The organism is Candidatus Margulisiibacteriota bacterium (genome assembly GCA_003242895.1).
Taxonomy (GTDB): Bacteria; Margulisbacteria; Riflemargulisbacteria; order GWF2-39-127; family GWF2-39-127; genus GWF2-39-127.
Genome location: QKMY01000073.1, coordinates 1 through 12,209, shown reverse-complemented (window position 1 = coordinate 12,209; position 12,209 = coordinate 1). Strand labels below are relative to the sequence as shown.

Here is a 12,209-nt window from a genome sequence, read left to right as displayed (position 1 = left end):
ATTACCTGGACAGCATGAATCTGAATCCCATGGACACCACATCTGAATCGACTGGATACCTTGTTTCTGAATCACCTGGCGCCTTGCGCCTGAATCTGCACTTTCTAGATAACTCGATACTAAAGCAGTCTGGTGCAGCGTTTTGTTATGTGTTTTTTCTGCTTTCAGATATTGCCCTTATCCTTCAGTTCTTTGACAGATGTTTCTATTTGTTTAATAAAATCTTTTTCTACTCTGGAAAGATCATTTTTCTTTTTTTCTTTATAAATGTCATATTCTCTTTCAGCTTTATCAATCGCCATTTTATGGCTAATTTTTCCGGCATGAGTTAATATTTCTTTTCCGGTCATCTTCAAAAAATCATCCAACTTTTCAAGCCAATCTTTCATGTACATTGGCTGTTGATTTTGAGCTTGTATTTCTGCAATTTCCAGATAAACTGTAACAATTCTATTAAGAATATTAAGCTCTTTCTCATTTAAATAATTTTTAGCAATGCCAACTTCCTGTTTTGTAGGTTCGTTTTCTTTGAATGAAGTAAGACCCATAAAAAGTGCTGAGGAATCAGCTCTTTTATAAATTATCTCAGCAGCTGTATTGCCATGAGCTGCCCAGTGCATTTTATTTTGAATATTTCTAAAAAAATCCACTGATATTTCTACTGATGGATCATAATCAATGCTTGTGGCATAAATATCAAGAACTTTTCTCCAAAATACTTTTTCTGATGAACGAATATCTCTGATGCGCTGCAAGAGTTCGTCAAAGTAGTTTCCACCACCTGCCTGTTTTAGCAGCTCATCATTCATTGTGAAACCTTTGACTATGTACTCTTTTAATCGCTCCGTTGCCCATTTGCGAAATTGCGTGCCTCGATGAGACTTTACACGATAACCAACTGAAATAATTACATCCAAATTATAGTGTTCTACTTGATAAATTTTCCCGTCTTCAGCAGTTGTCGCAAAATTTGCGACAACTGAATTTTTATCCAGTTCCGCTTCTTTGAAAATATTGTTGATATGCTTGCCGATAGTTTTAATATCTCTATCAAATAATTCTGCCAATTGATGACGATTCAGCCAGACTGTCTCATCCTGTAAACGAGTTTGAATATGAATTTTGTTGTCTTCCGTTTTATAAATCAGTATTTCAGAATTTTGCTTCATTTATTATTCTCATTTCTCGATATTTAAGACCAATTCTCCTGACAGGGGAAAAGCAATGGGTAAAAGATCTATTCTAAATGGCAATACTAAATCTTTTAATTCTTCAATTTTCTTATCAATTAGATTGTTTTCTATACAATAATTAAATGTCAGCTTTAAATATCTCCGAATTATCATTAATGGCAAAAACTGTCTTCGAAAAATCATCCATTCCATTAAATCCTTTTTCCCTTTTGAACTATTGCAAGTTCTACAGGCAAAAATTAAATTTTCAGCATTATCTTTTCCACCATATTTTTTAGGAAATATATGGTCAAGGGCTAATTTTTCTGTTGAACCACAATAATTACATATTTGTCCCGTACCTAGCTTGATTCTTTCATCATCAAATATTGTTCGCATATTCATAGTACCATCTTTAAGCCCCTTAAATAACTTGGCTCTTATCATATAATTAAATCTTTCATATTTCTCCTGTTTATAGTAAACAGCAGTGTGTGCCATCGCAAGATTTGCATATGACCAGTAAATAAGCTCTCTTACTATCTCAATATTTTGTCCGCCATTTTTTTTCATTTTAAGGTCTTTAAATAAAAACTAAAATTTGTGTACATTCATTAATCTTATCATTTAGATTACTGGATACTCAATTGGCTACAGGCATCTTTTATTATTTTCGGAATACTATTTCCGACCATTTCTTTCTTATACATAACGACCAAGCTCACCAGCCGCATTTTTCTTCTGACACTTTGTTTCTAAACTAACCGTTGCCTTATTACTAGTTATCACTATCTAGTTAGTTCAGCAGTGAAGCGGGGTGCAGCGTTTTGTTATGCGATTATTTCTTCAAGAGGCAATACCTGTTTTCCATGTCGTATTGTTAGAATATTTACTTGTTTTTTTGCCACCTGATAGATGATTCGATAATTAACATAAAGTAGCTCTCTAAACTTTTCATGTTCAATTTCTGGCACAATTCGCCCGCTATTGGGGAACAGCTCTAATTGTCCGACTTTCTCAAAAACAGTATTAATCCACTTTTTTGCAGCACTTATATTATCTTGAGCAATGTACTCTACAATCTCTGTAGCTCTTTCCAATGCTAAAGGCGACCAGATTATTCTCATTTAGAAATCCGTTTTAATAGTATTGTTCTCGCATTGTCATGTTCTATGCCTTGACCGTTTCCAAGCTGATTTAATGAAGTCTGAATGTCTTCAAATAATTCCAGTTTTTCCTGCAGTATTTCATATTCTTTAGCGTCCATCAACACGGCTACGCCCTTACCATGCTGAGTTATTACAAGAGGACGTTTCGTGTCATGAACTTGTTTTATAAAGGAAGTAATTTGAATTCGAAACTCAGACAGCGGCTTGATATCCTCATTTATTTTCAATCGTTTCATATAGCACCTCGCACTTTATTTTGTACAATATATTGTAACATATATGGTGCTGTTTTGCATCAACCTACTTGTGTAACTGGCACTATCACGATAGCCTGCTGCTTTTTTCTTCAAACACTTTGCCGCTGTATTACTTATACTTTTTAATAGTCATAATAATTTAGGTAAATCAGCAGTAAAGCGGTCTGGTGCAGCGTTTTGTTATGCCTTTTTTGCTATTTAGGGTATATTTTTTTATTTTCAAGCAATTTTTTTTCTATTTTTTCAAGCTCTTTTATATCTTCTTCATCGGCTATTTTTGCTTCTTCAATTTTCCTTTTTCTATCAAACTGTTCATACCGCTCTTCGGCAATTTTTTTTACTACTTCTGCTTTTATCTTTCCGGCATGGGTCAGTAATTCCTGTTCATTAAATTTAAGAAAAGCATCAAGTTTGTCTGACCACTGCTCCATTGTAACGGTTTTTCTCTGCCTGGCCTGCCGTTCAGCATAATCTAGGTACATGGTAACAATCTCATTAAGGTCTTTTATCTCATCAGCATTCAAGTAATTCTTGGCGATACCAACATCCTGTTTTCTTACTATGGAGCCGCACCACGATGTCAGTCCCATGTTGGGAACATCAGGATTGCTTCGTGATTCAACAAGTTCCGCAGCCGTTTTTCCAGTAATCGCCCAGAGCATCTTGTTCTGTACTTTTTTGAAAAAAAGCTGTGCCTGCTCAGACTGTTTGTCGTAATCTATGGCTGTCGTATATATATCCCGGATTTTTTGATAAAACCGTTTTTCCGAGGCCCGAATATCGCGGATACGCTCCAACCACTCATCAAAATAATCCCACCGGTCGGCTTTTTTGAGTCTTTCATCATCCATGGCAAAGCCTTTGATGATATATTCTTTTAGAATGTTGGTGGCCCAAATACGGAACTGAGTGGCGCGTTTGGAATTTACCCGGTAGCCAACGGCAATAATGGCGTCGAGGTTATAGTATTTTACCTGCTTTGCCTGGGTTTTTCCTTCAATGGCACCATGGGCAGTGGTATGTTCCAAAATGGAAATAACCACTTTTTCATCAAGCTCACTGCTTTCAAAGATATTTTTCAAGTGCTTGGATACTGCCGGTGTTTTTACTCCGAAAAGTTCTGCCATCTGAGCCTGTGTCAACCAGATGGTTTCATCTTGGAAAACGGTATCTATCTTGATATGGCCATCCTGGGTTTTATAGAGGATAATCTCTGAGTGCTTTGGTTCTTTTTTCATATATTGTTATACCTTTTATACATTCTTATTCATTAATTTTTTATAATAATTTTCTTCTAAACTAGCCATTTCCTTATTAACAGACATGCAGCTTCTAGATCAACTGACAGCAAAAGCGGGCAGGTGCAGCGTTTTGTCATGCCTTTAATTCACTTTCCTCAAGACCGACAGCTTCTAGTCAGGAATCTATTTTCTTTCATACTATGATTGTTTAGAGCATTGTCCATATTAAAATCTGTATCTCAATTACTAATCGACAGTTTCTGTAATAAGCAAAAAATTACCCATCTTTTTTATTATGAACGCCATTATTATCCATAAATGTGTCTATGGCCACAGTTGCTTCATTAAAATTTTGATATTCACATACAGTCACACTGGGACATCCAGCGATCATAGCGGATAGCTTTTTGCCATTTTCGGGCCGATATAAACATAAAACTTTTTTGTTCAGAATAGTTGCCTTAGCGATTTCATAGCCTACACCTAAGCTAGGCGTAGTTACTTCAGCGACAATTATTTCAGCTGAGGTTAGCCATTCCATATCACGATTATGTATAAACAGATCGGTATTATTGGCCTCTCCTTTGCCAGTGATGCCTAGATTACCAACGTGCTCAGTCAATACTGTGCCATGTTTTTGCAGATGGCCGATTATTTGCTCATACATGGCCGCGTCATCCCGGCCACCTCTAATTGATCCTGCAAAGTATATATTTTTAGTCATAAATGGATACTTCCTTATCTTGAGTTAAACATGTATTTATTTAGGTAGGCATCGATATCAAATTTCTTTAATGGCAGCCCGGTTTGCATACGTGAAGGATGTCTAGGATGTCCATCTTTAAGCAGATTTCCTGCGCTATACCAGGATTTATTATTTTTTTTAGCAATTAAATGTATATCTCGCAGACAATAAAATAAATATGGTCGTTCAGTGATTATGGTTCCCCATGCAGCCCAGATATTTATTCCTTCTATAGTTAGTATAGATTCGATATATTCAAGATTCTGCTTGTGAAGGTTAGTATCTTTAACTTTATGTAAATTTTCTGAGTTTTTATCTATTTGGGGATATACATTAAGCATTATCCATGAGTTATAACAAAGATCACTTGTATATTTCTGTACCCTTTTCGCTGTTTTATCTAAATTGGCAGGAGTCGCTGTTGAAGGATTAATTCCTATGCAAATCAAGGGTTTATTGCCTTTTTCCCCAAGAATAAATCGTGCTTTGTTATCCGGGGTATGCTCATATATCCAGTTCATTATTACTCCATTACCTGCAAAAGTGATTATTAAATAAGTTTAACATGAACCTTCTAATCAAAGTAATACCTTGATTACCCCCGAAGAATCTCTACTATAATCAACCGTTTTTTTCAGGCCTCTCTCGATTTTATTTTTTCGGCATAACGACCAAGCTCACCTGCCGCTTGGATCATTAACACTCTGCTTCTAAACTAACCATCGCCTTATTGCTAGTCATTCAGATTCTAGAGTAGTCCGCACTAAAGCGGTCTGGTGCAGCGTTTTGTTATACGTTTTTAGTATATCAGTAACACTAACTGTCTCTCTGATCAACTCTATCTTAGTATTATTTTAATAATATTCCTTATTAATATCAATATATTTTAATGGAATGCAAGGAATTCCAAGTGGCATATCTGACGCGAGGAGGTCAAAATTCAAAAACACATTAGCAGTTCTGAGCATCATTTACGCACAAAGCCCTATGAGACACGAGCTCGAATAGGGCTGCAATACCCAATTAGGACGATCGAGTATTACACTTATTAGCGATAAAAATTTCATGTTAGATAAAACTATAATTATTGTTTTTTATTTTTAAATTAATTTGCCCGGTATATCTTGGATCAAATTGTTTTGTTATATATAGGCCATACGTTGTGTTTCATTTTTGTTTATATCCTGAATCGAAATATCAATTTTAGAAATTAAAAGTTCAAGTTTTTTTCTATTGATTAAATTGACATGGTTAATGTTCGATAAAGTTTCAGTTTGCGCAGTAAAATTGCTATTAGAAATAACAACGAGTTGAAAGCTTTCTTTATATCTAGATTCATAATATTTTTTTGCAGCAACTATTTCCTGCACGCAAGATATGCCAATGGTAGATTTGCTTTGTTTTACTTGGACTAAATAATTTTCTCCTTCTTTTATTGCAACTACATCAACACCTTTATCGTTTGAAAACGGTGTAAGTGAAGTCTGATATTCTTGTTTAATATATAATGCAGCTATATATGCTTCAAATAGATTTGGTTGGAGTTGATCAATCTGGTTTAAGTTTAAAGGTGTTGGATTATTTGTAGAATTAATCCCGAAAATATCGGCAAAGATTTCATCTGGCTTGACTTCAGCTTGTTCTGTCGGGAACAAAGTACTTGTTGCTAAGGATTTTTTTCGAGCAAGGAGTATATCTAGCGTTTCATCAAATGATTTTTGTTTATTACCATCTTCATTTATCATCGACTCAGGAAATACAGCCATAGGGTAGTAAACGTGTACATTTTTATTTTGTCCTATTCTATATGCTCTATCAGTTGCTTGTTCTTCTTTTGCAGGATTCCAATGCCGAGTAAAATGGATGATGTGATTTGCCTTTGTTACGTTTAATCCGATACCAGCGGCTAATGGTGACAATATAATTATATTGAATCCTATTTCTTCTTGATATCTATCAATAGTTTGTTGCCTGCTTAGATTATTAGTTTCTTTCGCTTTTTTAATAGTTGGGGTATCACCGTTGACAATGCTGGGGAAAATGCTAAATATATCGTATATAACTTTCTGTAGCAATTTTTGAGTATCTTTTCTGTCTGCAAAAACTATAGCTTTTTCATCTTTGTTTTTTACTTCTAATAAAATATCTACTAAAATTTGAAGTTTTGCGGATGACGCTATAAGTTCAGAGCTGCTGAAATTTAAAATTTGACTGTCAACCAAAAAGGGATGGTCGGATATAGCTCGAATTGCCCAAAGAGATTTCAGTACTTGATTCCTTTTGTTCTTTTCGTGTAAGTTGGAATTTTTTGCTAATTCAATTTCAATTTTATATCGTTCTAACTGTATTTCCGGCATTTGTTTTTTTATTCTTGAGTTTTCATTGTCATATTTAATTGGTAAATCTTTTGCAACATCTTGCTTTAACCTACGTTTAATAAATATGCCAATTCCATCGCGAAGCTTTTCTCCGAGCTTTACTATGTCAGTTTTTTCTTCCTTCAATGGACTTTGAAATTTTTTGGCAAAATCTTTGGCACATCCTAAAAGACCTGGAACTGAAAAATCCATAATACACCAAAGATCAATAAGAGTATTTTCAACTGGAGTTCCTGTCATAGCAATCTTGAAATCTGATTTTAACAATTTACATGCATACTCAATCAATGTTCCTGGTGTTTTGATTTTCTGTGCTTCGTCCAGAGCGACTACAGCATAATCAACAGCGCATAGGTTAAATTGATAAGCCCTTAATGTTTCATAGTTAGTTAGTATTATTTGTTTTTTTTGTAGAAAATCTATATTTTGCTTGTTATATTCTTTTTTTAATTCGGTAGTACCATATAGTTTAATTAATTGAAGACTGCGAAGAGTAAAGAATTTATTGTATTCATTCTCCCAGTTTTCTATTAGAGTTACAGGCGCAACAATTAAATATGGTTTTGAATGATTATTTCGTTGTGCGTGCCACTCAATGAAATACAAAATTTGCAGGGTTTTTCCGAGTCCCATATCGTCCGCCAATAGACAACCACTCATTTTGTTTTTATTTAAAGCTTGAAGCCATGAAATTCCTTCAATTTGATGGTCTTTTAGACCTATGGATTTATTAAGATTCTCAATGCTAGCAAAGCTATGCTGAATATTTGTATTTAGATTTTGATCTTCACTATATTCTAATGATTCGATATTATCTTTGGGAATTAAGATTGGGCAATGTTTTAAATTGTCTCTTTTAGTAATTGGTTCTTTGGGATTCTCTTGTTGTTTCCTTGCAATCCATATGAGTTTTTCTGCTTCATCAATAGGCATTTCTACATCTTTCCAACTGAAAGAATTTGCGCCTATATTTTGTGCTTTTTGTTTTTCAGATTCGAATTCCTTTAACTCCATATCTGTTTTTAAATGGATTCTTTTCGTTCCAGATAATCTATCCCTTATTTCAATACCCGGAATCCATTCTGATTTGTAAGGACAAATAAATGGGAAAAACTTTGGTTGATAAATTCCAATTTCTTTTATTCGGTCACTATAGAAAACACTGATATCAATTATTTCATCATCAAAGAAATATTCAGGATGTTCAATAATTTCGTTTATCTCATTTTTATCACTAATTTTTCTTTTCGCTTTAATATTTTCTAGTTCTTTTTTTTGTTTTTCATTAATTACAACTCTTGTTACATTTCCGTTGGTATCAGCTATAGGGTATACTTCTTGAACTCTTAAAAATTTATCAAATGCATCGACAAATCCATTTTGATTTTCGATTTCAACAGTAGGAATAATTTCAAGTATTTTATTTTCAAAAGAAAGTTTAATTATTATTTTGTCTGGATTATAACTGTTTTGGCTTTGTAAGTAGCTGTCTAGAACACTTGCTGCTTCTTGTGAAAATGCTTTTATATCTGCAAAACACTTCAAGTTATTTCTAAAGGTTCTTATATTCTCTGGCAATGAGTTAAATCTATCAAGTTCTTCACAAATTAGAAACTGTTTTGCTGATAGCAGATATTGACGTTCATCTATTTCAATTATCGCTCCATTCCTTGTCACATTTAAACGGTTGCCATTTGGAGTGAAGTCGTAAAATCCGTATTTGAACTTAAAACTAGTTTGATTTAATTGACCATCTGATTGAATATATATTTCATATGGATAATGATCTGGTAGGCACAAAATTTGTTTGTCTATATCACTTAGATTAAGCACGTTTATAGTATCAACGTCTAATGTCGTTGTTTTATATTCAGCAAAACCATTGTCAGCTAATTCGTTTAATATCGAGAGTTGGGATATATAATCAGATATAACATCATCCCATTTTGAGACAGGAATTTTATTTTGTGTTATATCCGTGATAAAAAAAGAAAAATGACAATTAACTTCCCAATTAAACATTTATACCTGCTTTTTTATTTATCCATATTGAAAACACATCTTCCCATTTCATATCTCCATCAGTATGTCTAAGTCTTCCTTCGTCAACGTAATTATATAATGTATGTCCTTGTCTGTTCAGTAAAAGTGGCATGTTTCCGTTTCTGAAGTCTTCAACACTATAATATTTTCTGTTAAAAGATGGAGCTGTTGTATTGCTTTGCTTGTATGCATAAAAAGCATACCCTGGATCGCTAAATTCAATAAATTTATAATCTTTAACATGCATTAAAAAAGCGGATACTTGTTTTTGGCTGTCTGTTTTTTGAAACCTATTATCAACGAATTCTGAAATTCTAGCATCTTGTTTCAATTTTTGTTTTACGCCAAGTGGGCCAAAAACTTTGAAACTAGTAATGTTTTTTGACATTTTTAACCAGAACCGTTTCCTTCTGGGATCATTAATACATTTCTCAAAAAAGACACTGATGAATTGTTTTGTAACCCATTCATTTAAAATATCCCTTGCAGAAGATAATTCGATTTTTTCGCTTTGTGTTGCATTCTCAAATATTGTCCAGTTACTCGATATGGCAGGGTCGCCTATTAATTTAAATGCCATATTTTTTGCGGTATCTTGTAAATCTTCTAACTTGGATTCGTTAATTTGTATTAATAACTTGGAAATGATCCTTTTATTACTAATAATATTATTATGGTTGCTTAGAGCAGTATTGATACCATCAATAATTTCAGATAATTCATTTTTCCGTTTTTCATAGTAGGATAACAACACTTTAGAAAAATAGGGATAAGTAAACCAATTATCTGGTATGCCTAAGTATTTCGTTGCATCAGTTATGTTTATTTTTTTTATTGCGAGTTCTGTTCCTAACACTAAATTGCCATTTTTGTTATCAAAAAATCTAATATTCGATTTCAAAGATTTTAGTGTGGATCGTCCACCTTCATATTGTTTTAATTTTTCAATAATTAAATTTTCCAGTCTTGCTGATGAATGCGTATTGTTAGATTCCCAACTTTTTAGATAACAGTCGATTAAACCAATGATAAATGAATCTCGCCAGTTTGCTTTTAATAAGGTACAGACAAATTCAAGTTCATTAAGGTTACTGAATATTGAGGTATGGTTGAGTTCTGAATATGTTAGCGAATATGCTAATACTTTTAATTCTCGCTTGTCCCAGCTGCCCTCAATCCACTTCCCCGTATAGATGCTGGACTTGATTTTATTAAAAATTTTTGGAATTAAGTTTATTCCAGTAAACTTTTTAAAATCGCTTTCTCCGATTTCTTGAGTCATTCTATTGAGCTTATTGATTCTCGCATCAGCAAGATTAGAGATGTAAGTAGGTAATGAATAAGTATTAGAACATAATAGGCTTAGCGCCATAAAATTAAACTTAAGGAGATCTTCTGCTTTTCGCATTATTTTTTACCACTATATTTTAATATTTCATCAATTTGTTTCTCGGCGTTTGTTCTTATTCTGAATTCAACACGCCTGTTTAGGCTTCTTCCTTGTATGGTATTGTTATCTGCTATGGGCTTACTATATGAAAGCCCATTAGCTGTAAGATTTATTTTTACCCATAATTTAGATTCTTTGTTAATTGGTGTTGAGTTTAGTAGATACGTAAGAACACTGCGTGTACGATTTTGCGAAAGAGCCATATTCATGAAATAGTCTCCTGTATTATCCGTATGTCCTTCAATCCTTATTTCTTCAATATTGTCCTTGAATTGTTTTTTTGTTAAAACTTTGATATAGCGCGGGAAAAAATCTTTTAAAATTATTTTAAAATCATCCTTTAACTCATATTTGCCAGTTTCAAAGAGAATATCTGGTTCTTTGAATCGTATGGCTAAAGTTGCTTTGTCAAACACTGCATTCCATTTTGTTAAATCACTTTTAAACTCAATCAATAATTCTTTGTAAAGGTTGTCTTTAATTGCGGAATATTGTTCCGCCACTTGAGATTTGCTTTCGAATTCATCTTGAAGTTTCAGAAGCGTGGATGCTAATAATAAGACAAAGATCAGTAATAATGCTGCCATTAAATCACCAATGGATAAAGCAAAAGGATTTTCAGTTTCTTCTGAATGATAAAAGAGTTTTTTCATTGGCTAGAGCTTTCTTTCTCGCAACATACTTAATTGTTCTGTAAGCTCTTCTACGATATCTTCTTGCGATCTAGTTTGACTAACTAAATGTTCTACCGTATTTGTAAGCGATTCGGAGTATTTATTTAGATAGTTTTCCATGCTGCTCCCAACAGTATTTTTATACTCAATAATTCCTTCTTGGATTTGTTTAAATATTGACTGTAGCCCGTTTTCAATAATAGAGAATTTTTCAACATAATCGGTAGAAACATTTTGGGCTTGGCTTAGTGAATTTTGTATCTCGGTAATTGTTTCTTTGTTTTTTGAAAGAAATTGATTAACATGTTCAGAAAATATTAATTGAACAGACTTAAACGAATCAGTCGAATTTTTGACGGTTTCCGAAACTAATCGTAAATGATTTGCAGTTGAAGTTAATTCAGTCTGAATAGAATTCGTTTTTTCGATTGTTCCTGAAATCCCCTGTGACAATGTGTTCATCTTTTCAATACTTGTGTTGAAAGAATTTAATAGATTATCTGATATTTGTATGTTTTGTGTTTGCTTATTTACTAGTAGCTCTTGTCCTATTTGAAGCTCTTCAATTTTCAGTTTGAACGCATCAGACATTTCTATTGTTTGTTTTTTCATAAGGTCAGTTGATTCTGAGGATTGTAGAAGAGTTTGCTTAGCAATACCTTGTACTACATTCTGCAATTCTGTAAAATTTTCATTAAGATTGTTTGTCATAACCTGAAGTTTTTCAGGGAAATCAGTAAGAGAACCACCAGCTTGGCATAATAACGATGTAAGGTTTTCAAGTTCGGATTTCGTTGAACCTGACATCGTTGTCTTGAATTCGTTAATCATATTGCCGAGAGCAACCTCTAGTTCTTTGACTACGTTTTGAGTCATTTCTGTTGCAGGGTCTTGTAGTTTTCGTCCTAAATTTTCAATTTCGTTTTTGAGTGATTGTAATTCTGGTATTACACCTTTTTGTATTTGTGTGGTCATGATAGTGTTATTTCTCAGAATAATCCGGCTTAATGTTGCTGAATAATCTGGCCGATTCAAAATAAACCGGCCAGATTGAGAATAATTAAAAAGTTTCAGATGCAG

The 12,209-nt window shown here is 33.4% G+C and carries 11 protein-coding genes; all 11 read right to left on the bottom strand.

Translation table 11 applies throughout. The features are described 5' to 3' along the window. Positions 1-164 precede the first annotated feature (164 nt). Positions 165-1,169 carry a cell filamentation protein Fic gene (locus DKM50_13615; GenBank protein PZM77262.1) on the bottom strand — a complete coding sequence of 335 codons (1,005 nt, stop codon included), beginning with the start codon at positions 1,167-1,169 and terminating at the stop codon, positions 165-167. A 9-nt stretch (positions 1,170-1,178) separates the two neighbouring features. Then, positions 1,179-1,745, bottom strand: a complete 567-nt coding sequence (locus DKM50_13610; protein PZM77261.1) for a hypothetical protein — start codon at positions 1,743-1,745, stop codon at positions 1,179-1,181. 257 nt (positions 1,746-2,002) lie between these two features. After that, positions 2,003-2,299, bottom strand: coding sequence for a type II toxin-antitoxin system RelE/ParE family toxin (locus tag DKM50_13605; protein ID PZM77260.1), 297 nt, complete (start codon positions 2,297-2,299; stop codon positions 2,003-2,005). Next, positions 2,296-2,577, bottom strand: a complete 282-nt coding sequence (locus DKM50_13600; protein PZM77259.1) for a prevent-host-death family protein — start codon at positions 2,575-2,577, stop codon at positions 2,296-2,298. The genes DKM50_13605 and DKM50_13600 overlap by 4 nt, the downstream gene beginning before the upstream one ends. A gap of 215 nt (positions 2,578-2,792) precedes the next feature. Beyond that, entirely contained in the window at positions 2,793-3,836 is a 1,044-nt protein-coding gene (locus tag DKM50_13595) for a hydroxyacid dehydrogenase (protein PZM77258.1), read from the bottom strand. Between the two features lie 280 nt (positions 3,837-4,116). After that, a complete protein-coding gene (locus DKM50_13590) occupies positions 4,117-4,563 on the bottom strand; it encodes a nucleoside 2-deoxyribosyltransferase (GenBank protein PZM77257.1) in 447 nt (148 codons plus the stop codon). 14 nt (positions 4,564-4,577) lie between these two features. Further along, on the bottom strand, positions 4,578-5,105 hold the full coding sequence (locus DKM50_13585) for a hypothetical protein (GenBank protein ID PZM77256.1): 528 nt from the start codon (positions 5,103-5,105) through the stop codon (positions 4,578-4,580). Between the two features lie 621 nt (positions 5,106-5,726). Further along, positions 5,727-8,984 carry a hypothetical protein gene (locus tag DKM50_13580; GenBank protein PZM77255.1) on the bottom strand — a complete coding sequence of 1,086 codons (3,258 nt, stop codon included), beginning with the start codon at positions 8,982-8,984 and terminating at the stop codon, positions 5,727-5,729. Beyond that, complete coding sequence (locus DKM50_13575) at positions 8,977-10,413, bottom strand: hypothetical protein (protein ID PZM77254.1); 1,437 nt, start codon at positions 10,411-10,413, stop codon at positions 8,977-8,979. The genes DKM50_13580 and DKM50_13575 overlap by 8 nt, the downstream gene beginning before the upstream one ends. After that, complete coding sequence (locus tag DKM50_13570; GenBank protein PZM77253.1) at positions 10,413-11,108, bottom strand: OmpA family protein; 696 nt, start codon at positions 11,106-11,108, stop codon at positions 10,413-10,415. Before DKM50_13570 ends, DKM50_13575 begins: the two co-directional genes overlap by 1 nt. Before the next feature lie 3 nt (positions 11,109-11,111). Next, a partial coding sequence (locus tag DKM50_13565; protein PZM77252.1) for a hypothetical protein occupies positions 11,112-12,209 on the bottom strand: 1,098 nt, incomplete at its 5' end.